The sequence below is a fragment of the Vibrio sp. DW001 genome, assembly GCF_029016285.1.
GTDB lineage: Bacteria > Pseudomonadota > Gammaproteobacteria > Enterobacterales > Vibrionaceae > Vibrio.
Map to the genome: position 1 here is coordinate 1,398,842 of NZ_CP091976.1, position 22,985 is coordinate 1,421,826.

22 protein-coding genes are annotated in these 22,985 nt (G+C 43.1%); 14 read left to right on the forward strand and 8 right to left on the reverse strand.

Annotated elements, in window-relative coordinates:
* Nucleotides 1–258: 258 nt before the first annotated feature.
* The 3 genes from dpaL to L3V77_RS23690 form a co-directional block, all read right to left on the reverse strand.
* Nucleotides 259–1,446, reverse strand: coding sequence for a diaminopropionate ammonia-lyase (gene dpaL / locus L3V77_RS23680; protein ID WP_275137273.1), 1,188 nt, complete (start codon nucleotides 1,444–1,446; stop codon nucleotides 259–261).
* A 72-nt stretch (nucleotides 1,447–1,518) separates the two neighbouring features.
* Nucleotides 1,519–1,905 (reverse strand): RidA family protein, encoded by a 387-nt coding sequence (locus L3V77_RS23685; RefSeq protein WP_275137274.1) that lies wholly within the window; start codon nucleotides 1,903–1,905, stop codon nucleotides 1,519–1,521.
* Between the two features lie 22 nt (nucleotides 1,906–1,927).
* Nucleotides 1,928–2,605, reverse strand: coding sequence for a PAS domain-containing protein (locus tag L3V77_RS23690; RefSeq protein WP_275137275.1), 678 nt, complete (start codon nucleotides 2,603–2,605; stop codon nucleotides 1,928–1,930).
* Between the two features lie 327 nt (nucleotides 2,606–2,932).
* Here L3V77_RS23690 and L3V77_RS23695 point away from each other — a divergent pair, with 327 nt between their 5' ends.
* The 3 genes from L3V77_RS23695 (at nucleotide 2,933) to L3V77_RS23705 (ending at nucleotide 6,944) form a co-directional block, all read left to right on the forward strand.
* Nucleotides 2,933–4,096: a Xaa-Pro peptidase family protein gene (locus L3V77_RS23695; protein ID WP_275137276.1), complete on the forward strand. Its 1,164-nt coding sequence runs from the start codon at nucleotides 2,933–2,935 to the stop codon at nucleotides 4,094–4,096.
* Nucleotides 4,097–4,115: 19 nt separating this feature from the next.
* Complete coding sequence (locus tag L3V77_RS23700; protein ID WP_275137277.1) at nucleotides 4,116–5,702, forward strand: BCCT family transporter; 1,587 nt, start codon at nucleotides 4,116–4,118, stop codon at nucleotides 5,700–5,702.
* An 81-nt stretch (nucleotides 5,703–5,783) separates the two neighbouring features.
* Nucleotides 5,784–6,944: a M20 aminoacylase family protein gene (locus tag L3V77_RS23705; protein WP_275137278.1), complete on the forward strand. Its 1,161-nt coding sequence runs from the start codon at nucleotides 5,784–5,786 to the stop codon at nucleotides 6,942–6,944.
* A gap of 15 nt (nucleotides 6,945–6,959) precedes the next feature.
* Here the strand turns inward: L3V77_RS23705 and L3V77_RS23710 are convergent, their stop codons facing one another.
* A complete protein-coding gene (locus tag L3V77_RS23710) occupies nucleotides 6,960–7,847 on the reverse strand; it encodes a LysR family transcriptional regulator (RefSeq protein ID WP_275137279.1) in 888 nt (295 codons plus the stop codon).
* A 172-nt stretch (nucleotides 7,848–8,019) separates the two neighbouring features.
* On the opposite strand from L3V77_RS23710, the gene L3V77_RS23715 reads away from it, so the two are divergent.
* The 3 genes from L3V77_RS23715 to L3V77_RS23725 all read left to right on the forward strand — a co-directional run bounded on the left by L3V77_RS23715 (nucleotide 8,020) and on the right by L3V77_RS23725 (nucleotide 10,709).
* Nucleotides 8,020–8,562 carry a carboxymuconolactone decarboxylase family protein gene (locus tag L3V77_RS23715; protein WP_275137280.1) on the forward strand — a complete coding sequence of 181 codons (543 nt, stop codon included), beginning with the start codon at nucleotides 8,020–8,022 and terminating at the stop codon, nucleotides 8,560–8,562.
* A gap of 89 nt (nucleotides 8,563–8,651) precedes the next feature.
* Nucleotides 8,652–10,220: a 2Fe-2S iron-sulfur cluster-binding protein gene (locus L3V77_RS23720; RefSeq protein WP_275137281.1), complete on the forward strand. Its 1,569-nt coding sequence runs from the start codon at nucleotides 8,652–8,654 to the stop codon at nucleotides 10,218–10,220.
* Nucleotides 10,221–10,250: 30 nt separating this feature from the next.
* Nucleotides 10,251–10,709, forward strand: coding sequence for an HPP family protein (locus L3V77_RS23725; protein ID WP_275137282.1), 459 nt, complete (start codon nucleotides 10,251–10,253; stop codon nucleotides 10,707–10,709).
* On the opposite strand, the gene L3V77_RS23730 is transcribed toward L3V77_RS23725, so the two are convergent.
* Together L3V77_RS23730 and L3V77_RS23735 are read right to left on the reverse strand one after the other, a co-directional pair.
* A complete protein-coding gene (locus L3V77_RS23730) occupies nucleotides 10,706–11,569 on the reverse strand; it encodes a hypothetical protein (protein WP_275137283.1) in 864 nt (287 codons plus the stop codon). The genes L3V77_RS23725 and L3V77_RS23730 overlap by 4 nt on opposite strands.
* Nucleotides 11,570–11,677: 108 nt before the next feature.
* Complete coding sequence (locus tag L3V77_RS23735; RefSeq protein ID WP_275137284.1) at nucleotides 11,678–12,004, reverse strand: hypothetical protein; 327 nt, start codon at nucleotides 12,002–12,004, stop codon at nucleotides 11,678–11,680.
* Nucleotides 12,005–12,095: 91 nt separating this feature from the next.
* Between L3V77_RS23735 and L3V77_RS23740 the strand changes: the two genes are divergently transcribed.
* Entirely contained in the window at nucleotides 12,096–12,833 is a 738-nt protein-coding gene (locus L3V77_RS23740; protein WP_275137285.1) for a WYL domain-containing protein, read from the forward strand.
* Between the two features lie 177 nt (nucleotides 12,834–13,010).
* Here L3V77_RS23740 and L3V77_RS23745 read toward each other — a convergent pair whose 3' ends face one another.
* Complete coding sequence (locus L3V77_RS23745) at nucleotides 13,011–13,604, reverse strand: 2-hydroxychromene-2-carboxylate isomerase (protein ID WP_275137286.1); 594 nt, start codon at nucleotides 13,602–13,604, stop codon at nucleotides 13,011–13,013.
* 156 nt (nucleotides 13,605–13,760) lie between these two features.
* Here L3V77_RS23745 and L3V77_RS23750 point away from each other — a divergent pair, with 156 nt between their 5' ends.
* Nucleotides 13,761–14,516: an AraC family transcriptional regulator gene (locus L3V77_RS23750; RefSeq protein WP_275137287.1), complete on the forward strand. Its 756-nt coding sequence runs from the start codon at nucleotides 13,761–13,763 to the stop codon at nucleotides 14,514–14,516.
* Between the two features lie 27 nt (nucleotides 14,517–14,543).
* On the opposite strand, the gene L3V77_RS23755 is transcribed toward L3V77_RS23750, so the two are convergent.
* Nucleotides 14,544–15,722, reverse strand: a complete 1,179-nt coding sequence (locus tag L3V77_RS23755; RefSeq protein WP_275137288.1) for a multidrug effflux MFS transporter — start codon at nucleotides 15,720–15,722, stop codon at nucleotides 14,544–14,546.
* A 151-nt stretch (nucleotides 15,723–15,873) separates the two neighbouring features.
* Between L3V77_RS23755 and L3V77_RS23760 the strand changes: the two genes are divergently transcribed.
* The 6 genes from L3V77_RS23760 (at nucleotide 15,874) to L3V77_RS23785 (ending at nucleotide 22,967) form a co-directional block, all read left to right on the forward strand.
* Complete coding sequence (locus tag L3V77_RS23760) at nucleotides 15,874–16,383, forward strand: MarR family transcriptional regulator (protein WP_275137289.1); 510 nt, start codon at nucleotides 15,874–15,876, stop codon at nucleotides 16,381–16,383.
* 24 nt (nucleotides 16,384–16,407) lie between these two features.
* Complete coding sequence (locus L3V77_RS23765) at nucleotides 16,408–17,739, forward strand: D-serine ammonia-lyase (RefSeq protein ID WP_275137290.1); 1,332 nt, start codon at nucleotides 16,408–16,410, stop codon at nucleotides 17,737–17,739.
* A 242-nt stretch (nucleotides 17,740–17,981) separates the two neighbouring features.
* Nucleotides 17,982–20,003 (forward strand): hypothetical protein, encoded by a 2,022-nt coding sequence (locus L3V77_RS23770; RefSeq protein WP_275137291.1) that lies wholly within the window; start codon nucleotides 17,982–17,984, stop codon nucleotides 20,001–20,003.
* A gap of 142 nt (nucleotides 20,004–20,145) precedes the next feature.
* A complete protein-coding gene (locus L3V77_RS23775; protein ID WP_275137292.1) occupies nucleotides 20,146–20,625 on the forward strand; it encodes a hypothetical protein in 480 nt (159 codons plus the stop codon).
* Between the two features lie 105 nt (nucleotides 20,626–20,730).
* Nucleotides 20,731–21,549, forward strand: coding sequence for an FTR1 family protein (locus tag L3V77_RS23780; RefSeq protein ID WP_275137293.1), 819 nt, complete (start codon nucleotides 20,731–20,733; stop codon nucleotides 21,547–21,549).
* Entirely contained in the window at nucleotides 21,546–22,967 is a 1,422-nt protein-coding gene (locus tag L3V77_RS23785; protein ID WP_275137294.1) for an FAD-dependent oxidoreductase, read from the forward strand. Before L3V77_RS23780 ends, L3V77_RS23785 begins: the two co-directional genes overlap by 4 nt.
* The last annotated feature ends 18 nt before the right edge of the window (nucleotides 22,968–22,985 follow it).

The window sequence follows — 22,985 nt, forward strand, 5'->3', positions numbered from 1 at the left end:
AGCCGCCGCGAATAAAAATAGTCTGTATAAATGTGTATTGTCAGGTTGAGTGGAATTTCATCCGTGAGTTTTCTAACTAGGTTAGAGGGTAACTAGTCTTTTATTCGTTTCAATGACTGCGGAAAGTCAATTTCAATAAGACATCCCCTCTCAAACGTATCGTTGAGAGGGGATAGTGATTTTGTCGATTTAACTTAGCGATGCAATCGAGTATTAAGCTTGATAGTCAGCTTAAAATGCTCAACGATGCTTTTTTAGTTAACGACTTAGCGGTAGCGCTCCTTCCCACGTAACTTGACGGTATCGGTCAGCGTTTGTATCACCTTCTGTGCTAAAAATCATTACGACGGCGTCTTTATCCAAGCCAATCTCTTCAGCAATACTTTTCCCTTCTTCGTGACTCGCGAGTAAATACAATAGACCTGTAGTGATAGCACCTGACTCACCACTGGTGATCGCTTGGTCGCCATTCAATGGGTTGCCTAAAATACGCATGCCAGTTGCAGCAACACTATCGTCAACAGAAACAAACAGATCGCTTGAATCACGAAGGATTGGCCATGTAATTGGATTTGGTTCACCGCAGGCCAGCCCGGCCATAATTGAATTCAAATCACCTGAAACATTGACGATGCTACCATCACTACTTGAACCGGAGCGTAAGATGCAATCCGCCGCACTAGGTTCTGCAATAATGGTTGTAACGTTTTCTGAGCCTAATTTGTCAACCAAATAACCGAGAATGCCACCGGCCATTGCGCCGACGCCAGCTTGAAGGAAGACGTGAGTTGGCAACCCGTCAGGCATCTCGGCTGCTTGTTCAATGGCTTCATCTGCCATGGTCATATAGCCTTGGGAGATCCAAGTCGGAATTTTTTCGTAACCTTCCCACGCCGTGTCTTGTACCAACATCCAATCATTCTCTTGAGCAGTTTGATTGGCTAATCGAACCGTGTCGTCATAGTTAACGTCAGTAACAATACATTCAGCACCTAAGCCTTTGATGCGAGTCACGCTGGCTAGAGATGAACCTTTAGGCATGTAAACAACGGCTTTTTGGCCCATTTCTCTTGCTGCCCAAGCGACGCCCGTACCGTGATTACCGGCTGTTGCGGTGGTAAACACTAATGGTTTGTCTAGCTTAGAAGCAACCGTTTTCAGGTTAATATCAGAGATATCTTCACCAAGGTGTTCGGCCAACAGTTTACCAAGAGCATACGATCCACCCAATACTTTAAAAGCGTTCAAACCAAAACGTTTCGACTCGTCTTTTATCAGTATAGATTTAACACCCAGTTTCTCAGCTAGGTTAGGAAGTGATACCAATGGTGTCGCTTGATAACCTTCAATTTGCTTATGAAAATCACGTGCATCTCGAGCGGCAGATTGATTAAAAATAGGAGAAGCTTTACCCGTATAGAATTTGTTTTTAGATATATTCAACATAATGGTTTCTTTTAAATGAATAAGGTGGACTGAAGAGGAGAGAGTCATCTTATTTATGACTCTCTCTGGTCGTTACTTTTTGATGTAGGCAACCGCTTCAACTTCAACCAACGCATCTTTAGGTAGACGTGCAGCTTGAATGCATGAACGTGCTGGTGCGTTTTCTGTACCGAATACTTCAGTGTATATCTCGTTGAAGGCAACAAAATCTTCCATATCTGCCAAGAAACAGGTTGTCTTAATCACCGTATCTATTGATGCTCCACCGGCTTCAAGCACTGATTTTAAGTTATTTAGAGACTGAAGGGCTTGTTCCTTAATGCCACCATCAGGAAAGGCCATTGTTTCTGGGTTTAACGGAAGCTGACCAGATGTAAAAACGAGCTCTTGAAATGCAAGAGCCTGAGAATATGGGCCAATTGCTGCTGGAGCTGCGTCAGTGTGAATTTTTGTTTTCATTGCGTTTCTCTCTTGTTTAATACTACGATCTAAACTCGCGGTTATACTTGTATATAGCATGACGAGTTATGCCAAGGCGTTCAGACACTAATGCTGTAGCCTCTTTAAGTTCAAAAATACCGTTTTCAAACAATTGCTTGGTAATGGCTTTGTTTTTTCCCTTCAAGTTGATCGCCACATCGTTTTCGATTTCGAGAATTGCATTTTCTAAAGCGTTTTCAATTACCTCACTAGGAGATGAACTGAAATTTTCATGAACACCGACATGAGTGCTAGCCATATCTGGCATCAACGTTTTGATGATTTCCGGAAATGGGTGAGACAAATTCATGTTGATACAGAACAAACCAATTGGTTTACCTTCTTCGCCCGCTAACACACATGTAGTTGATTTTAACAAAGCTCCTTCCTTCGCATTGGTGAAATAACTCTTTGGAGTTACATTTCCCGTCTTTTCGAAGGCGTTAAGCATCTTTAATCCCATGTCCGTTATCGGTGAACCTAATTTACGGCCCGTGTGGTGGCCGTTCACTATCTTCACCACAGAATTCTCAAAGCTTTCGAATGAATGGATCACCACTTCACAGTGGGGACCGATAAATTCGGCAATGGTCTCTGCTAAACGAAAATTGGACTCTAAATACTCTCTGTCTTTATTGGTAAAAACTATATTGAATGATTTGTAAGCTTTAGCGTTCATTTTAGGTCACTAATGTTAACTATATCTGCTGTCCATTCTCTTTATTTTGCACTCAAAATGCAACTGTTCGATCAACTATCTGTATTTATAAGACTATATTTTAGAACTTCGATCAACCCTAAAGTTACATAAAAGGAACTGAATGTGACAAAAGTCATCATTTAGGTCATCTAATTGGCATTTCAGTTAACTTCTGGTAACTTTAAGCGGTTCGTCACATTAATTGGGTGAATTATCATTAAGATGTGACCCCGTACCGTAAACAAAATTTAACTGAAAGATATCTTGCTAAACAGCACGAATCATACAAATAGATAAGAGGTTCCAATGAATTTTTTAAACAGAGGCTTTGAACAAGCCGAATTTGAAAATAGAACAGAAAGAGCTCAGAAAATCATGCATGACCAGAAACTGGATGCGATGATTTTTACAACAGAACCAAATGTTCGTTACTTTACCGGTTTTCATACACAGTTTTGGCAAAGCCCAACTCGCCCATGGTTTGTTGTTGTTCCTGCACAAGGTAAGCCTACGGCAATCGTCCCTGAAATTGGTGCGAGTGGTATGGCTGGAACGTGGATAGACAACATTATTACTTGGCCGTCGCCACGCCCAGAAGATGACGGTATTAGTTTGGTTGCCAGCGTTCTGAATTCATTGTCTTGTAAACATGGTCGAGTCGGAGCAACGTTAGGAATCGAATCACATTTACGTATGCCTGTTAACAATTATCTTCAACTTACTACGATGGTAAAAAAAGAGTTTGTTGATGTTTCTTTAGCGGTCCATGAACTTCGCCAAATTAAATCTCAAGCCGAAATTGAAAAAACCAGAGAGATTTGTCGCATTACAAATGTCGGTTTTGCTAAGATCCCTGAATACGCAAAAGCAGGAATGACAGAGCGAGAAATTTGTAAGCAATTCCGTATTGATATGCTTTTAGAAGGGGCAGATGAATGTCCTTATATCATTGCAGGTTCTGGTCCGGACGGGTATGACAGCATCATTATGGGTCCGACTGATCGTGTTATTGAATACGGCGATGTTTTGATCATCGATACCGGTGCAGTACGCGATGGTTATTTCTCTGATTTTGACCGTAACTGGGCATTTGGAGAGGCAAGCGAGCAAACAAAAGCAGCCTATCGCGCCACTTATGAAGCGACGACGAAAGGGTTTGAAGCCGCTCGCCCTGGAGCAACAACAACCGATATCTATAACGCAATGTGGGGAGTACTGGAAGCGAACGGTGCACTAGGTAACGACGTTGGTCGTCTTGGTCATGGTTTGGGTATGGAACTCACTGAACGTCCATCAAATACAGCAACAGACAACACAATTCTCAAACCAGGAATGGTCATGACACTAGAACCAGGAATGGTTTATGCGCCAGGTAAATCTATGGTTCATGAAGAGAATATTGTCATCACAGAAGATGGTGCGGAATGGTTAAGCGAACGCGCTGAACCTGAACTCATCGTACTCAAATAGTTCGCAGGAGAACCTATTTATGTCAGCGAATCAACCAGAACTCAAACAAGGCAAGATGCTGTTTACTAGTACGCTTTGCTTTATCTTTATTGTTGTAGCAACGGGAATTTTATTCCCTGAACAGCTGTACAACGTAGGCATCGGAACAATGACTTATCTAACCGACACATTTGGTTGGATATACATGGCAGGTTCTTTTGCTTATGTAATGGTGATGTTTTACTTTGCATTTAGTAAGTACGGTAACATCAAATTTGGTCCTGATGATGCTAAACCTGAATTCAGCACTTTCTCCTGGATTGGTATGCTGTTCTCCGCTGGTATGGGTACAGTAATGCTTTATTGGGGTGTTGCAGAACCTGTTTACCATTATATGCACCCACTATCTACAACAGGTATCGACCCACAAACTGCGGAAGCCGCTGAGTTTGCGATGAAGCAGAGCTTCATTCACCAAGGTATTCAAGCATGGGCAGCATTCTCTGTTGTTGGTCTTGTTCTTGGTTACCTGATGTACCGTAAGAATGAAAGCGGTCTTATCAGTAATATTCTTATTCCTTGGGGCCGTGGTAAAGCAAATGGTAACTTGGGTAAACTGGTTAACTTGATTTGTGTATTTGGTGCGATTGCTGGTATCTCAACGTCTCTTGGTCAAACCGGATTATCATTAGGTATCAGCTTTTCGTACCTATTCGGTACACCTGATGCACCTTGGGTTATTTTCTTACTGGTTGGTGTAGTAGCATTTATTACTATTATATGCACAACAACGGGTCTCGAAAAAGGTATCAAGCTCCTATCTGACTACAATGCATATCTGCTCGTTGGTTTGATTATTCTTGTTGCGATTGTTGGTCCAACGACCATGATGATCAACGTTTACTTTGATTCTTTAGGCAACTACATAAATGATTTCTTTAAAGATGCATTGATGTTGCCAACATTTGCGGCAGATGAAGAAGCAGGTTGGATCCGTGGTTGGCCTATCTACTACTACGCTTGGGCTATCGCATGGGCACCGTTTGTCGGTCCGTTTATTGCTCGTGTATCTAAGGGTCGTACAGTACGTGAGTTTGTCCTTGGCTCTATGCTTATCCCATGTATCGGTATCTTTATCTGGGTTGCATTCTTCGGAACCATCGGTATTCAATCATCACCTGAAGTACTAGAAGCCGCTGCAGCATCATCTAAAGCAGCAACCTTTATAGTGCTACAAGACTATCCAATGGGTACGGTTATCTCAATTGGTGTTGTCATTGCTCTATTCACTTGTTTCATTACTTCACTAAACAGCTCGACGTTTACTTTAGCGAGTATGTGTGAAGATGGTTCTGAAAACCCAAGTAACAAGATGAAGATCATCTGGGTTATCGCACAGTGTGCAATGGCACTAACATTGATGATGGCGACGAAGACCGGTATCGATATGTTGCAAAGTATCAGCTTGATATTTGCACTTCCATTGATGTTTGTACTCTTCCTATGTATCTGGAGTACCTTCAAGATGTTCCGTGCAGAATTCGCTGAAGATGCGGTCGTCACCACTGAGTCTGCAACAACAGAGTCTGCAAAAGTAAATCTATCAAAAGCTGAAGAAGTGAGTTAATAAACCCACAATGATACAGCAAGCCCCTAACTTTCAAGCAAGGTTAGGGGTTTATTACTAAATAAAACATGAGAGGTTCAGATGACAATTGAACAACAAGTTATCGAATGGCGTCACCATATTCATAAACACCCTGAATTTGGCTTTGAAGAAGAGCTCACATCCGCATTTGTTGCTGAAAAACTCGAAGAGTTTGGCATCGATGTTCATCGTAATATTGGTAAAACAGGTGTGTTGGGCATCTTAAAATGTGGCGATAGTGAGCGTTCAATTGGTTTAAGAGCCGACATGGATGCGCTGCATATTATAGAGAAAAATACATTTGCTCATGCCTCAGTCCACGATGGAGTGATGCATGCTTGCGGGCATGACGGTCATACGGCAATGTTGTTGGGTGCAGCAAAAACACTCTCTGAAACAAAAGATTTTGATGGCACCGTTTATTTTATTTTTCAACCGGGTGAAGAACATGGCGTAGGGGCAAAAGCAATGATTGCTGATGGCCTTTTCACTAAGTGGAAGATTGATGAAATCTATGCAATGCATAACCTTCCTGGCATTCCAGAAGGAAAGTTCGTTACTCGACCTAGTTCTATAATGGCGAGTGAAAGTAGTTTTGAAATAGATGTGATAGCCACCGGTGGGCACGCTGCTTTACCACATATGGGCACAGACCCAATCGTTGTTGGCGCTCAAATTGTTACCGCATTGCAGACGATCGTTTCTCGGAATTTAAGCTCTATCGATGAAGTCGCCGTGATTTCCGTTACTGAATTTACAACGAATGGAACGACAAACGTCATCCCTTCTCGTGTAAAAATAAAAGGTGACACTCGTAGCTTTACCGATTCTGCTTTGCATAAAATAGAGAAAGCGATTGAAAGAGTCGTCGCTGGGCAATGTATGTCCGCGGGTGTTGACTATAATTACGAGTTTATTAATACGTTTTTATCCACCATCAATTCTCCAGAAGAAACGGCACACGCGATTAACGCTGCTACTAAGGTTGTCGGTGAGGATAATGTGGTAGGAAATTGCGAACCGTTCACCATTAGTGAAGACTTCTCTTTCATGCTTAGAGAAGTTAAAGGTTGTTACATTCTGGTAGGCAATGGACAGGGTGAGTGCGGCGGTACTGCTCTCCATAACCCACATTATGATTTCAATGACAATATTTTAATCAAGGGTGTGAGTTATTGGAAAGCGCTTGTCGAGCAGCAGCTCGTTAAGTCGGTTCTTTAGCCAACAATATCGACCTTAATCTGTTCTAAATCGTTCAGCCATAAGGTCGATAAAACTCCTCACTTTCGACGACGAAAATCGACTTTCTCGATGAATAATGTGTATGGGTAACGGGGCCGGTTGGTATGGTTCTAATACCGTGACGAGACGATTATCTTTGTGCTCCTCGACGACTTGATAGGAAACGGCTCGGGTAATGCCAAGCCCAGCCTTCGCCGCTTCTATAGCGGACTGATTAGTCGTCACGGTAAGCCGAGGCTGAACATGAAGCTTGGTTTTTTCACCGTTATACGTAAACAACCAGTCACGAGAGAAGTTGTTTGAAGAAGAACTGATAATCGTGTGATGCTTCAAGTCTTTTGGCGTTACAGGGCGACCAGTTTTCGCTAAATAGTCGGGCGAGGCCACGAGTATCAAATCAACCTCTCCTATCTTTCGCGCCCTCATACTTGAGTCTGCTAATTCTCCAATACGAATACCCACATCGAACCCTTCTTCTAGTAGATTTACGGTCCTATCCAAAAAAGCCGCGTTAACATTGGCTTCAGGAAAACGGTTTAAATATTCCACCACCACTGGCATTACATGCTTTTGACCAAACATTACGGGTGCGGTAATACTCAAATCGCCTTTAGGTTCAGAGTTGATGCCAATCGCCGCTTCATTGGCAAGTTCAACGTCTTGCAAAATCCGACGAGCGTCCTCTAAATAACGTAGACCGACATCCGTTGCTCGTACATAGCGAGTGGTTCGGGCGAGCAGTTTTATACCCAAGTGTTCCTCCAAAGAAGAGATGGCTCTGGTTACTGCTGGTGGAGACATATTTAAAAACCGTGCTGCCGCCGCAAAACCTTCATTCTCTGCTACCGCTACATAAACTCGCATGAGGTGCAGTTGGTCCATATTGCCATCCTATTATTCCATTTAGTGGAATAATCAATTGTGCATTATAGATATTCTTTACTCAAACGATTTTTGGCAAACTGTTTACGTCGAGTGAAGGAGGCCTCACTAATTAACACTCACACATAAAAATGTTGGTTGAGTGTCACTATTCAAATTAAAAGGAAATCACATGAGCCGCATCAATCTAGTGTCAGAAAATCAAGCAAATATCGAACAAAAAGAACTTTACTCCGCTATCCAAGAACAACTGGGTGCCATCCCTAATTTTCTAAAAGTATTTGCCAATTCGCCTGCAGCATTAAAGGCGTTTCTCGGATTACATACTATTGCAGGCGATGGCAGCTTAGATGCGCAAACGCGTGAAAGAATAGCGCTTGGGTTGGCGGAACAAAATGCCTGTCAATATTGCATATCTGCACATACTGCTATCGGTCGAAAAGTGGGTCTATCCAATAGCGAGATGCTTGAAAACCGAAAAGGGAGCAGTGAAGACAGTAAAGCGGCAATAGCGGTAAAATTTGCTCGCTCATTAGCCGATAAAAATGGCGAAGTATCGACAGCGGAGTTATTGCAGGTCAGAAATGCAGGGTATAGCGATGCGGAAATCGTAGAAATTATTACCCACGTAGGTATGAATGTATTGACCACTATTTTAGGTAAGGCGAGCCGAGTAGAAATCGATTTTCCAAAGATTGATTTATATAACGCGTAATACGGTAGTGAGTATTCGAAATAGATTCGAGCTTTTTTAATTAGGTTTCATGAAAGCTCGGGTGTAATAAAATTAATGAGGGGCAGAACATGCCACATAAATACGCAGAGTTGATGTTTACCAGTGATGTTAAGCAGGTACAACGTGAAATGGGCAGTCGCAGTGGCTACGAGTCAATGGAACATGGCGAGGACTATAACTTTCTGTTCTCCGATGTCGAAGCGTCATTTATTGAAGGACGAGATAGTTTCTATATGGCGAGTGTTAACAATGCGGGTTGGCCTTATGTTCAGCATCGCGGTGGGCCCCAAGGGTTTATGCGCGTACTCGACAGTAACAAGCTTGGCTTTGCTGATTTTAGTGGTAACCGACAATATGTGAGCGCGGGTAACTTTCGTGGAAATAATCGAGTGTCGTTATTTTTCATGGATTATCCCAATCAACGTAGACTCAAACTGAGCGGCAGGATTGAACAGGTCGCCGATGATGACTGGGATACTTTAGTCCGTCTGGAAGTTGAAGGGTACCCGGCTGCGGTAGAACGTGGTTTTGTTATTCATGTGGAAGCATTTGATTGGAACTGCCCTAAATACATCACGCCTCGATTTACAGAATTGGAAATGTCGGATGTGATCACGCCGCTTTTGGCAGAGAACAAACGGTTAAAGTCGATGGCGATTAACAAAGATAAGCCAGATAGTGTTGGAGCGGGTGAACTGCCTTTGGTTGTTACTGGCATTCGACAATTGACTCCACATATACGAGCATTCGAATTGCGTCATAGAGACGATATTCCACTGCCTGTTGTGTCGGCTGGCGCACATCTGTCTATCCCCGTCGTCCTTGAAAACGGTGAGCGAATAACACGTCGTTACTCTGTCTGTTCTAACCCCAGTCGCAGAGATATCTATGAGATCGCGGTAAGACAAGATCTTGAGGGAACAGGTGGTTCTAAGGCGATTCACGAACAGTTTACTCTAGGTTTGAATCTTAACTGTGGTTTGCCGGAAAACTTTTTTGAGCTTCATACGGATAACAGACCAGCGGTATTGGTCGCAGCAGGTATTGGTATTACTCCAATCAAATCGATGGCTCAGCAGCTAACAAAGCAAGGAAGTGAATTTTCGCTTCATTACGCTGGAAAGCAACGAAGTGAGATGGCCTTTCAGGATCGATTATCAAGGGAGTTTGGCAGTCAAATTCATTTCTATTACTCGAAGGCTAAACAGCGTCTTAGTTGTGAAAAGGTTCTTACTCAAGCACCTGAAAATAGTGTGTTCTATGTTTGCGGTCCACAGGGATTGGTCGATGAAATGCTCGCGGTGGCGACAAAGCTAGGCGTAGATATAGGGCGTATTCATTATGAACGCTTTTCGGCGCAGTCTACCACGAATACGCACGCATTTATGGCGGAGCTTGTTAAGTCAAACGTTACTGTAGAGGTGTCGGATAACCAGAGTTTGTTAGAGGCAATTCTAGAAGAGGGCATTGCTATCCCTAGTAGCTGCAATGCGGGAGAATGTCGAAGCTGTGTCGTCAAAATAGAGCAGGGTGAGGTCGAACATAGAGACAACTGTTTAACGGTGTTGGAACGAGAGAGCTTGATGTGCCCGTGTGTATCGCGAGCAAAAAATGGCTCTATAGCGATCAATATCTAGATGATCAATCATTCCAAAAAAGAGACGAACATGAAAAACTTGATACAAGCGTTAACCGCTGGATTTGGCGCTACGTTAACTATTCTTATATTAGCTTATTTGCGAGAATACTACGGGCTGGACCTATGGTTAATGGCCCCCTTCGGTGCGACGACTGTGTTGGTGTTTGGTCTGCCAGCTAGTCCTTTAGCACAACCTAAAAATGTGATTTTTGGTCACCTGATTACGGGTGTGATTGGCTTGGTGTTTGTCCGGTATGTTGGCGCCGAATATTGGGCACTAGCGCTAGCGACAGGAATGGGTGTATTTGCCATGTTAGCCACAAAAACGACTCACCCACCCGCTGGTGCTAATCCTATTCTGATTATGCTAATACACCCGAGCTGGACTTTTTTAATCAACCCGGTCTTGCTCGGGGCTGTGGTGATTGTCTTTGTTGGCCTTGTATATCAAAAATTCATTCAAGGTCTTATGAAACCATCAAATTAAACCTTCGCTTTTACCCTTAGTTCGAGCGCTTTCGGGTGTTCTTTCTTTGCGTAATAGCGTACAGCGTGCCTAATAACCCATTTCAATTCTTTATTGGCGGATCTCAGCCACTCATCGCACAATTCAAACACCAGATCAGGATGGTCCTTTGCAATATCGCCTAAGCTGTTAGCCACACTCCTTTGGACATAAAGGCTGGAGTCGTTTTTTAGCGATTCCAGAATGGGAATGATGGGCGACGGATCCTGAATGAAATTCGGAATGTTTTTTCCCCATGGCAATTTAGGGCGTGAACCTTCCGAGCAGAGCCTACGTACATCTTCACTTGGGTCGTTTAACCAACTGTTAAGCACGTTTAGCGTTCTTTCTTGCTGCTCGATAAGAAAAGGACGTATCGAAAACTCAGCCGTAAAACGTTTGGTTAACTCGACCTGTGCTTGAATCGATACATCAAACGGATCGTCTCCGTCGTTATACGTTGGGTCAAGTCCATAGTCGGCAATGTAGGTGCTAAAGGGGAGGTAGTAAAAAGCGGCGATACCTAAGGTTTCATCTGGCTTGGGAGGGGGTAACATACTGGCGACGATTATGTCCATTGCGTCGCTGTAATTGCTCGGTAAGGTGTGGCGTAAACTTATTGCAATGTGTTTAGCGCGCCCCATGATTGATAGTGCTTCCAATCCGTTAATAGCCTGTTTAGCGAACGTTTTAGCATCAAATTCAGAATGTACCAACTCAATATTTCGAGCCATAAATCCAATTGCTTTCTCATTCAGCTGTTCTTTAAGTGGAACACCTTTAACAATACCACGTGAAGCCGTTGGAATTTGAGGGTCTAAATAGTCTGGAATTTCAATCATTGTTGTAACCTAAAGAAGAGTGGATCATGTTGCTCAGTCAAACGAATGTTGTCCGACTGAGCAATAAGTGGAATCTATAATACTAAACAAAAATGCGTATTGTCTGGTTTAATTCCAGTGGCTTAATTGCGTAAAATGCGCCACGCCACTCTCACCATTCTCATTGGCTTGCATTAAAGAGAAATACTGTCCGCAAACCTCACTCTTACTTGCTACAGAAAACGCTTGTGCTGCGGATTCTTCCGATTGCCAATGGATGAGATCAACCCAGTTATTTTCTTTCCCCTTTAGAAGCTCACGACGGATATACCCTTCTCGTTGACTGAGAAATTGGCTTTCAAATTGCTCAGCGGCTTCTAACAGTTGATTTTCTGTTACCTCAGGTGAGGTTTTGAATGGTGCCCACTCAACCGTAATATTTCCATCTGTCTTCATTTTATTCTCCAAGGTTGTGTCATTTGAGTTTTGACTGGTTTCTCAGTGCTGTGCTAGATTACGTTTTAATATGACAAAATAGGACATATTAATGGGGCGGGGTTCAACATCAGGAAAAATGGCGCGGTTAGATCAGTTGCTAGGAAGGTTAAAATCGGGCGATCCGTTTACGGCGACAATCTTGGCGCAGGAGCTAGGTATTAGTTTGCGGACATTGATGCGGGATCTACAGATCTTAAAAGAGCAAGGTTATCCAATAGAAACGGAACAAGGTCGAGGCGGCGGTGTGCGCTTATATCCGCGTTGGGGAATTGGTCGCTTGGCGCTTAATTATCGCGAAGTGATTGACCTATTATTAGCACTAAGCGTGCTGGAAAAGATGGACTCTCCGTTGCTGCTCGGTCACTTAGGTTCAGTGCGAAATAAGCTATTTGCTTCATTTCCAGACGCAATGAGACCAACGATACGTCAGCTCCGTGAACGGATTTTAGTCGGAGAACAGGCATCAGCTCAGGTATTGGATGGCTATCAAAATGAATTTCAACGAGAAAGTAGCTCAGTAATACTGCAAAGTTTCTTTGAAACCAAACAGATCGAAATTGAGTACCAACGAGCCGATAGAGTGATCTCCATTCGCTCAATAGAAATTCATTATCTTTTTCTTAACTGGCCAGTGTGGTATTTAATCTCTTGGGACCACTTTCGCGATGCACCTCGGACCTTCCGTATTGATCGGGTGCAAAAAGCGACGATTCACCATGAGAGCTTCAAGTTACGGGCACTGACTAGTTTTTCCGATGAGTTATCACAGTTTTCTAAACCGCTATAATACCAAGCTAGGTAAGTGTGAGATCAACATGAATGTCATTCCGCTGACCACTTAAGACAGCATTGTAAACATAGCAATGGGCCTCCCTGCCCATTGATGTAGGCTCATAACGACCATGTTGCTGACCCGTTGATTGTCCAGTTTGGTATCACGGTTACTGAGTTTTATGGTGTCCTATTAGATGAGCGCATCTTTGAGAAGCTCTAATCTATCCTGTCCCCAGAATTGCTCACCATTATAATAGTAAGCAGGGGCACCAAGTGCACCTTGTTCGATGGCCTCGGCGGTGTTGGCTTCATAGATTGCATGGACCTGCTCTGTCTTGGCTTGGGTGATGACTGCATCTGCGTTAAGTTTTAGTTCCGTCAGTATCGTGTGTAACACCGCTTCATCTGCAATATCCTGTTCCTGCGACCAGCATGCCGCTTGTGCTAGACCGGCAAACTCACCGGCATTAATGTCCATTTCTTGTAGAGCAATAATGCACTTGTCTGCAAGGCTAGGGTCCGTTGGGAAGTGGGCTGGATGTAAGTTTGCAGGTAACTGTCGTTTCGCTGCCCATCGCTTTATCTCTACCAAACGATAGGCTTGTCGACACTTAGGGCGTTCATGTATTGGTAGAGTGCCTGTTGTCGCAAAAACTTGACGAATTATAAAAGGTTTAAAATGAATACTGGCGTTGGTTTCTTCTGCTATCTGAAGCAATAGTGAATGGCCAAAATAGGTAAACGGGGAAATGCTGGTGAAGTAATAATCTATCGATTTGTTCATGGTATCCATATCCTTAAAGTGTCATTTTTTGTGGTGTAAACATAATTAGTGTATCTGATTGTTAGAATGCAATAAAAATGTCATTATTATGTCCAGTTGTTATGATAATTAGTCCGATTTTGCATATTTCATTTAAATGGATTCCAGAGGTTGTTTATGGCAAAACTTGATCGTCTATCTGCGCTTATCGCTCGCTTTGAACTTAAAGCAGAAGTGGCTTGCGATTTGAACTGTGCCAACTTATTTTTACTGTCTGATGCGAAAAATGGTGAATTAAATCGAATTGTGTTTTGGCCAATAGCAAGAGATGACCTCGATGATATGCCTGTGGACGGTGAATTAATGGTTGCGGCATCGATTGATTTAGGTGGGAAATCCAACCCGCTAGCGAGGGCGTTACCAAGTAGAGTAACGCTTTCAATTGATGAAGAGAGTAATTTGAAAGACCTCGCGCAGCTCATTATTGGCGAGATCCACGAACAGCGTTGTGGTCAAGCTACGACATTGCAAAAATTATTTGAGGTTATGGTTATCATTATGCTTAGAAAGGTAATGAGGCAGCATGCTGATAATCCGGGGCTGATAGCGGGTCTCGCAGACGAGCGTCTAAGCAAAGCCTTAGTGGCGATACATGAAAAGCCAGAGTTTGACTGGAGGGTAGAAGACCTTGCTGATACTGCAGGACTATCTCGTAGTCAATTTATGCAGCGCTTTAAAGCACGAGTAGGGCACACCCCCGCTCAATACCTGCGTGATTGGCGACTTTCACTTGCAAGGCAAGACTTAGAGAAAGGAGACCGAGTAAAAGTGGTGGCTCAACGATATTGCTACGGTAGTCAAGAAGCGTTGAGCCGAGCATTCAATCAGCGTTATCAATGCAGCCCTGCTCAGGTTAGAAAAACACAGGCATAATATCTCTACGAAGTGCTTAAGCTGCGCCTATTGATTGGAACGAATCAAAGGATTTTCATGTTTAATAGAAGGCATAATTAGGTTTGCAGCGATCGTCACAAACATCAACATACCGGCAACAGGCCAAAGGCTACCGTCATAGAAAACGGTCGTTAGCCAGCCTGTGATGGACGAAATAAAGAACTGATTTGCACCAAATAAGGCGGAAGCAGATCCGGTATGTTCTTTAAAATGGCTGATATATATGGCATTACAGTTAGGCATCGATGCACCCAACGAGCCAATCATGCAGATAACACTGATCGCTTGAATCTCTACAGGGGCATCGAGGTAAGTCAATAAAACAAAGAAAGCTACAAATAAGAATTGGAAGCGCAATGCCCATTTCAATAGAAAGTTGGCCATATAGGTAGAGAGTAGATAATTGTTTACTCTATTGATGACGGCCATTGCCACAACATTGGCAGCGAATACGAGGGCAAATACCTGATCGTCAAGACCGAAATATTGCTGATAAACAAAGGATGCGTTGGTGATAAATATCATCATTACGCTCTGTGAAAAACCTTGTACACCGATATACCGAAGAGCGGGTTTGTTGCGTAAAACAAACCGGTATCTTTCTATTACTGACAATGTCTGGTGATGTTCAATTTTGTCATTTGGAAGTTTTAATACCGTGAGCAAGATAACCAACATACCGTAACCGAACAAGACATAAAAGATAACCTGCCAATCCGCTACCAAAAGTATCAGTGCACCAATACTCGGCGCTAATGCTGGCGCACCAACCAAAATAAGTGTAACGAGCGCAAACATTTTGGCTGCTTGATTACCTGTCGCTCTCTCACGAATGAGTGCAGGTACGCAGACGACGGAAAATCCGCCACCTATCGCCTGGACCACTCTCATAATTTGTACCGTTAATAGGCTGTCTGCTTGGGCTATAATGAGTGTGGTTACGGAGTATATGGACAGCCCTAAAATTATCATGCGCTTTTTGCCAAAGCGATCAGCGAGCGGGCCACCAATTAACTGACCGATCGCCATGCCAAAAATGTAGAAGCTGATTGTGGTGGCAATTTCGTCGGGTCCAACATTGAAAAACTCCGCCATATAAGGCATGGCAGGAAGGTAAGTATCTACCGCAAATGGGGATACTCCGATGATCATTGCCATTAATATGACAAACGTTTTTTGAGACATAACGGTTACTCTTAGTTTCTAGCCGGGTTTAATTACTATCCGAACTTGCCCTATAACGATAAAGGGGGAGGGATATTATCTTTCTGGAAAGATAATAACTTGAATTAATCTTTCTGGAAAGATATTATTTGGAAAATTATTGAGGTCCATTATGTCGAACAAACATTTAAACGTTGATGACTTCATCAGCCTGATGAAAGAGAACTGGCCAACCGCCTTTCAATCTCTTTATCCGCTTTTCCCAAGAATTCGTCGTATTGAGGAGCATATCAACGCTGACAAAGCGTCAATAATGGCGTGTTACGGCCTTTATAGTTCAGATTTTGATCTATTAACCGCACTGCGCAGAAGCAACAAGGCTGCTCCGTACGAACTCATGCCAACCGAGATATGTGAATACATGCTTTTTAGCTCCGGTGGATTGACCAAAGTGATGAATAGGTTAGAAAAAAAGGCCTTTATTACCCGGGTAGAAAGCAACCATGATAAGCGAATTAAAATGGTGAGGTTAACCGTCGAAGGCGAGCAACTAATAGAAGAAGTGGTCGAGCAGTTCCAAGATCTACACACCACTTATTTAGATGGGTTTAAGCAAGAAGATGTTGAGCAACTTGATTTTCTGGTACGCAAGTTACTAAACAATATAGAATTAAAAAAATAGCGTTGTTTATTCAAAGGACAAGACATGGTTACGTATGACAAGCATTCTCTGGAGAGTCAATTCCCACTGTTAAAGCAATTGGTTGCATTGGAAGAGATCCATTGGTTCAACCCTAACAGTACCACTCTAGAAGTTGCGTTACCTTTTGTCGGTCTTGATGAAAAAGATATACGCGATGCGAGCCAACGACTTAAAAGATTTGCACCGTATATTGCTGATGTTTTTCCGGAAACCGCTGCTTCTAGAGGGATAATAGAGTCGGAAGTGGTGGAAATAGCGCAAATGAAAGCGGAAATGGAGCGGCTATATACGACGCCAATTCTCGGCCGGTTGATGTTAAAAAAAGATAGCCACCTTCCTATATCTGGGTCAATAAAAGCGCGTGGTGGTATCTATGAGGTGTTAACTCACGCCGAAAAACTGGCTATTAACGCCGGGGTGCTTTCTGAAGAAGAGGACTACAGGAAACTGTCGACTGAAGCGCTGAAAACCTTCTTTGGTCAATACAGTATTGCCGTTGGTTCTACTGGTAACCTTGGGTTGTCTATTGGAATTATCAGCGCAAAAATGGGCTTTTCTGTCTCAGTTCATATGTCCGCTGAAGCACGAGAATGGAAGAAACGTAAGCTCCGCTCCCATGGTGTCAATGTTGTGGAATACGAACAAGATTATGGTGTGGCAGTTGAGCAAGGTCGTAAAGAATCCGAAAAAGATCCGAACTGTTTTTTCATCGATGACGAGAACTCGCAGACACTCTTTCTTGGCTATTCCGTCGCTGGGGAACGAATAAAGGCGCAGTTTGACCAAATGGGTATCATCGTTGACGAAGATCATCCACTGTTTGTCTATTTGCCTTGTGGGGTCGGTGGTGGTCCTGGAGGCGTTGCTTTTGGACTAAAAATGGCCTTTGGTGATCACGTGCATTGTGTTTTTGCAGAACCGACACATTCTCCCTGTATGTTGCTTGGTGTTCACACTGGGCTTCACGATAAAATATGTGTACAAGATATTGGCATCGATAATGTAACGGCGGCAGATGGATTGGCAGTGGGAAGGGCATCTGGGTTTGTTGGTCGAGCAATGGAACGATTGCTTGATGGTTACTACACTATTTCAGACCAGAGAATGTATCGTTTTCTAGGTCAACTCGACCAATGCGAAGGGATTCAACTCGAACCTTCCGCATTGGCCGGAATGTTGGGTCCCATTATTGTTACGAACGCGAGTGAATACCAGAAACGCTTGGGCTTAGATGATCGGTTAATGGAAAATGCCACACATCTTGTTTGGGCCACGGGAGGAGGAATGGTGCCGGAAAAAGAGATGGCATCTTATTTGGCCAAGGCAGTTGGTTAACGTCACTTACTTCCCAGATAATTGAATTGGTTCATAATTAAGCGTTCTTAACACCTCCCTACTACATAATTTTTCTGACCGCATACCTCCAAATGGTAATAATACTCATTTTTGTTTGATCTAGAACAAAGAGACTATACATTTACCTCTAAAGTGGTATATTAAATGCGAATCAATCTCACTATCATTTCGATCGTCAATTTGTTAATGAATAACTTAACCAAGAAAAATAAGGATTTCTAGTGAAAAAGAGCATTTTAAGTTTAGCTGTATCTGCTGCCGTAGTTACGTCAGTTTCTTCTGCAGCGCCTCAAGTCACTATATTAGATGTCACGCATCAACCCGCAGGGAGCTTTTTGGCTTATACCGAGTTCGAATTGTCAGGAGAGCCTTTAGCCGAATCTCTTGGTTTAGATTTAGATGTTTTAGACCCGAATATTGTTGATGACCCAACCCCTTTTGACTTCGCCGCTGGTATTGAAAGTTATGAATACTCAGAAGAAGCGATGTATGCATTAAATTATCAATCTCAAATGGGTCCTCATATTGTTAATGGTCCTCTAAACCGCAGTCGTGGCGGAAAGATGGAGAACTTGGGTAAGCGCGTGATTGAAATGGCCAATGCAGTTGGCTTCCCAGTGAATGAAGTTCCGCAAAATATGTACCCAATTTCTATCCCTTATATTTCTGGTAGCCCAGAATTTACACAGGCTCCAGACACAACAACCGTCAACGGTGATGAAGTCGAAATTACCACTGCAAAAGGAGCGAGCAAAAAGGTTCAGGTTGTTGTACCTGCCTATTTCCGTGACTACAAATCTTTGGCTTGGGATCCAAGTTCATTTGATAAAACATTGAACCCAGCGGCAACGGGCGGCATCTTCCTTAAAGAAGTGATGTGGTCTCAAGATTTCCTTGGTGGTATGCATGTAACTGAAACCGACGAAGAAGTAGAAGCTGATTCTGCCGTGATGGATCAAGATGGCGTTCATAGCTTGGGCGTTTCAGCGGCCGATGGCTTTAATGGCATGATGTTGACTGAAATGTCTATCGATAAACTTCAAATCATGCAAGCACAATTAGGGTTCGACGGTAAGAATTTAGGTGCTAAATTTGGTCCAGATTACGACCCTAAAAATGGCCCCGTTTGGTTTGCTAATAAGGTTGCTGTGAATGAAGGTACCGAGAATCAAGTCAAATCCATTACATCGCTTAAGGTAAGTGACGGCTCATCTCAGTTACGTGACACATGGTTAATGTTGTGGCCAACGGCGGAGTTTTTCGCTTATACGGATCAGCGCACAGCGAACACAGCACAGAATCCAGCATTTAATGCCGTATTTGACGGTGCACCTTTCGCCGCAGCACCAAAAGAAAATACAGATACCGACACGAGTAATGATGTTGTCGGTACAGATGCATTCTCACTTGCGAATAATATCTCGAATTTGTTGTTTAAAAACATTGCTGCGCTTCATTTTAATGAAGATAAAGGCACGTTCGTAACCGAATTCAACAACGGTAAAATGGGCAACAAGGTTGATCTTTACGATGCGGCTTACTCAATGGTTGCACTTTCGGTTTACCAGCGTGCGAAGGATGCGTTACCTGTCGGTTATGCGACAGCAGAGTCAGGTGACCTGAACCTTAAATCTGAACAAGGTAAAAAAGCGCTAGAAATGATTCAAGCGCAAGCCGATTTCATTCTAATGAACTTGGTTGGTAAAAATGGATTGGTACACGACGGTTTAACGTTAGACAAAGAGATGAGCGTAGATAGCAAGCAATCGTTGGATTCTCAATTTGCAGCAATTCGTGGCTTAGTTGCCGCATTCCTTGCGACAGAAAATGACAAATATAAGCAAGCGGCTCGCTCAATTTATCTCGCAGTTGAAAAGAACATGTTTGATGAAAAAATCAATACGTGGGCGACGATTCCGGGCACAGAGACTATCCATACGCCATACACTGCGGCTGCAATTTCTGCCGGTCTGCGTGAGGCGATTCTTCACCTTAAAAATGAAGAAGGTGAATCTGAACCTGCGCTTGAGTTATCAGCATTAACCAATCGTTATGTTAGTTGGTTTAAAGGCGTCATTAATGGCGGGATGCAATTGGCCGAATGGATGGGTGATTCTGGAGAAAACCAACTTAAAGGCAATAACTCAACCGATACTGATGAAGATGGTGTTCAACAGATTATTGCTGCTGGTGGTAAATTTGGTACGGCAATGACAATGGCAAACAAGGCCAGTGTTAAGTAAAAGCTAACCTAGTTTATTCGATTTAAGCAGCGATATTTTGTCGCTGCTTTTGTCGTTTCAAAAATCGATTCGGTGGTATTAAATATGAGCGCATTTAATCCAAATGACTATGTAATAAAACTGACTGTATATAGGTAGAAAAATGTCGAGTCATCTGATTGCAGAAAAAGGTTCAGACAAAGGGATGTTTAGCCGCTGGTGGTTCTATCTTGCGTATCATCATAAATGGGCAGAAGGGATGCTCTACCTTATGTTTATTTCTGGCCTTTTGTTATGGGATAGATTGGATGTAGGTTGGCAAGTAGAACGCATTACATTACTTCTCCATATGTTGGTTGGGCTCACCCTTTTTGTTGTTATCATGGCGCCATTTTGGCTTGCTCACCGCAGGTTAATTAGTGGCAGTAAGAAAGCATTTCTTCGTAAAACAGGGTCGATAATTGAATGGCTCTTAGTGATCTGCACATCAACAGGATTTTATCTTTTTTTCTTCGGTATACCGGGTAACACAATTGGTAATTTAATGGCCGACGTTCACTTTTATTCGTCATGGTTACTTGCTCCGTTGGTGTTTAGGCACGCGATGCGCTGGAGCGTATTAAAAATTATAAAAAATAAATAACACCAACGATTAAGGGCTGTGGGCGTAAATTTATGTTGACCCACTAACCATACGATTGGGATTAGAACAGAAACAGTACGTTTCATTGAAAGACACTGAGGATTTATGTTTGCAAGTTTTCTTATCACTCTAAGAGAAGGGTTAGAAGCCTTTTTATTAGTCGGTATCGCGCTTTCCTATCTAGGGAAGCTTAATGCTCGTCACTTAAATAAATATATCTATATAGGTGTGTTTGTCGGTCTCGTTATGTCCCTAGCGATTGCGTTTGTTTTTCAAGTGGTCGTGGACCAGTTTAGCAACGAACGTTACCAAAACTACCTAATGGCGGGGATATTGCTGTTTGCCACGGTCGTACTGACTTATATGGCTATCTGGATGCAGAATCAGGCCAAAAATCAGGTGGCACAGATGCAAGAAAACATCAGCAGTATGGTGACAACAGGTAACCTGATTGGGTTGGTATCTCTGGCTATGCTTGCCATTCTTCGTGAAGGGTTTGAAACCATTCTGTTTTTCTCTGCATTGATGTATTCCAGCCTTGGAGAGCTAAGCGCAGAGGACGCGGTTTTGGGTGGCCTTTTGGGCTTATTTGTGGCGTATGGTTTGGTCTGGTTCATGATGAAAAGCACCAAGCGAGTACCATTGGCTCTTTTTTTCAAATGGACGAGTTTACTCATTATTATTATTGCGGCTGGTTTGCTTTCTTCTGCAATCAATATGTTGCAGGCGGGTCATCTTATCCCTATATACTATCCGCAGGTTTTTGATATATCGCATATTCTGGATGACCGAGATGTGTTTGGTACCTTTTTGAGAGCGTTATTTGGTTACAACTCTTCACCTGGTTTATTGCCGCTCACCGTATGGTCAATGTATATGTTGATTTTCGTTCGTTTTTGGCAGCAAGGATACAAAAAAGCATGAATGACAGTAAGAAAAAATCTGCGGTAGTTTTGGGGGCTGGGCCTGCTGGTTTAATGGCGGCTTGGGAGCTCGTGGACGCGGGTTTTGATGTCACTATTATCGAAAAAGAGAATTTTGCTGGCGGTATGTGTGCCACCCAAAAATTCACCGGTAAGCATGGTGACTATCGTTTCGATTTTGGTGGTCATCGTTTTATTACTAAGAACCCTAAGTTGCTCTCATTTGTAGACCAACTTATGGGAGAAGAGTTGCTGTATGCGCAAAGAAACAGCGTTATTCGGTATCGAGGGAGAATTTATCAATACCCTCTTGTACTGAGCGACCTAATAAAAAATGCACCGTTGTCGCTATTAATCGGCGGTGGCTTTGACCTCGTGAAACAACTCTTTAAGCCCAAGCCACAAACACGGTCAAAGGTCAGTTTTGCGCAGTGGATCGAGAGCCGGTTTGGTAAAACACTCTATAAACATTTTTTTGAAGGTTATACCGCGAAACTGTGGGGAATCGATCCCAAAAATCTATCAGGAGATTGGGCCTCACAGCGCATCAGTCTTATTGATTTGAAAGATATCGCTCGTCGTATGTTACCGGGCAAGCGTTCAAATGTGCGTACTTATGCTCGTCAATATCGATACCCTAAATGGGGGTTTGGTCAGCTATATAGCCAGTTAGGAACGGAGCTAGAAAATCGTGGTGTGAAGATAATCTTTAATGCTGAAGTCACGGGCTTAGTGCTGTCTGAGAAGAATCAGATTGAAGCGGTGAAGTTTGTGACCAATGATGAAGAAGAGTCCATCGGCTCAGACAACATCATTGCCACCTTGCCACTCCCGATAATGACAAAGCTGACAGGCTTTGATAGCGGTTTAAGTTTTCGTTCGTTGCGTTTTATGAATATGCCAATGGAGACAGACAATATCTCCGATAATACGTGGCAATACCTTTCAGACCCGGAAATTATTGGTACTCGACTTCAGGAGCCGAAACGCCGTTCAGCGTATATGGCTCCCGAAGGAAGAACCTCGGTCATGGTTGAGATTCCATGTAATAAAGATGATGAGGTGTGGTCAATGGAAGGAGAAAAGCTTCGCGATAAGGTTTTGCATGATCTTCAAACCCTTAAGGTTGACCCTAGTTTGGCGACTGGCGAGTTCTTTACCTCATACAGCGAACACGCCTATCCGCTTATGGATATGGGGTATCAAGAGAAGCGTGAAGCCGCGATAACCCACCTTTCCCAGTTTGAAAATCTGATCATGACGGGCCGACAAGGCACGTTTAGATACATATTTACTGATACGGCGATGGAGATGGGTCTGATGGCCGCGCAATCCATCATCGATGGTGTAGATCGTCGTCGTGAGATCTTTGATTATCGAAATGAAAATATAGTAATAGAGGTTCAGAGTGTGGCTTAACGAGTCGTTATCTCGCTT

What these genes read in the sequence shown, in the direction of transcription:
- dpaL (WP_275137273.1), bottom strand. Translation starts at nt 1,446, where the DNA reads ATGTTGAATATATCTAAAAACAAATTCTATACGGGTAAAGCTTCTCCT.
- L3V77_RS23685 (WP_275137274.1), bottom strand. Translation starts at nt 1,905, where the DNA reads ATGAAAACAAAAATTCACACTGACGCAGCTCCAGCAGCAATTGGCCCA.
- L3V77_RS23690 (WP_275137275.1), bottom strand. Translation starts at nt 2,605, where the DNA reads ATGAACGCTAAAGCTTACAAATCATTCAATATAGTTTTTACCAATAAA.
- L3V77_RS23695 (WP_275137276.1), top strand. Translation starts at nt 2,933, where the DNA reads ATGAATTTTTTAAACAGAGGCTTTGAACAAGCCGAATTTGAAAATAGA.
- L3V77_RS23700 (WP_275137277.1), top strand. Translation starts at nt 4,116, where the DNA reads ATGTCAGCGAATCAACCAGAACTCAAACAAGGCAAGATGCTGTTTACT.
- L3V77_RS23705 (WP_275137278.1), top strand. Translation starts at nt 5,784, where the DNA reads ATGACAATTGAACAACAAGTTATCGAATGGCGTCACCATATTCATAAA.
- L3V77_RS23710 (WP_275137279.1), bottom strand. Translation starts at nt 7,847, where the DNA reads ATGGACCAACTGCACCTCATGCGAGTTTATGTAGCGGTAGCAGAGAAT.
- L3V77_RS23715 (WP_275137280.1), top strand. Translation starts at nt 8,020, where the DNA reads ATGAGCCGCATCAATCTAGTGTCAGAAAATCAAGCAAATATCGAACAA.
- L3V77_RS23720 (WP_275137281.1), top strand. Translation starts at nt 8,652, where the DNA reads ATGCCACATAAATACGCAGAGTTGATGTTTACCAGTGATGTTAAGCAG.
- L3V77_RS23725 (WP_275137282.1), top strand. Translation starts at nt 10,251, where the DNA reads ATGAAAAACTTGATACAAGCGTTAACCGCTGGATTTGGCGCTACGTTA.
- L3V77_RS23730 (WP_275137283.1), bottom strand. Translation starts at nt 11,569, where the DNA reads ATGATTGAAATTCCAGACTATTTAGACCCTCAAATTCCAACGGCTTCA.
- L3V77_RS23735 (WP_275137284.1), bottom strand. Translation starts at nt 12,004, where the DNA reads ATGAAGACAGATGGAAATATTACGGTTGAGTGGGCACCATTCAAAACC.
- L3V77_RS23740 (WP_275137285.1), top strand. Translation starts at nt 12,096, where the DNA reads ATGGGGCGGGGTTCAACATCAGGAAAAATGGCGCGGTTAGATCAGTTG.
- L3V77_RS23745 (WP_275137286.1), bottom strand. Translation starts at nt 13,604, where the DNA reads ATGAACAAATCGATAGATTATTACTTCACCAGCATTTCCCCGTTTACC.
- L3V77_RS23750 (WP_275137287.1), top strand. Translation starts at nt 13,761, where the DNA reads ATGGCAAAACTTGATCGTCTATCTGCGCTTATCGCTCGCTTTGAACTT.
- L3V77_RS23755 (WP_275137288.1), bottom strand. Translation starts at nt 15,722, where the DNA reads ATGTCTCAAAAAACGTTTGTCATATTAATGGCAATGATCATCGGAGTA.
- L3V77_RS23760 (WP_275137289.1), top strand. Translation starts at nt 15,874, where the DNA reads ATGTCGAACAAACATTTAAACGTTGATGACTTCATCAGCCTGATGAAA.
- L3V77_RS23765 (WP_275137290.1), top strand. Translation starts at nt 16,408, where the DNA reads ATGGTTACGTATGACAAGCATTCTCTGGAGAGTCAATTCCCACTGTTA.
- L3V77_RS23775 (WP_275137292.1), top strand. Translation starts at nt 20,146, where the DNA reads ATGTCGAGTCATCTGATTGCAGAAAAAGGTTCAGACAAAGGGATGTTT.
- L3V77_RS23780 (WP_275137293.1), top strand. Translation starts at nt 20,731, where the DNA reads ATGTTTGCAAGTTTTCTTATCACTCTAAGAGAAGGGTTAGAAGCCTTT.
- L3V77_RS23785 (WP_275137294.1), top strand. Translation starts at nt 21,546, where the DNA reads ATGAATGACAGTAAGAAAAAATCTGCGGTAGTTTTGGGGGCTGGGCCT.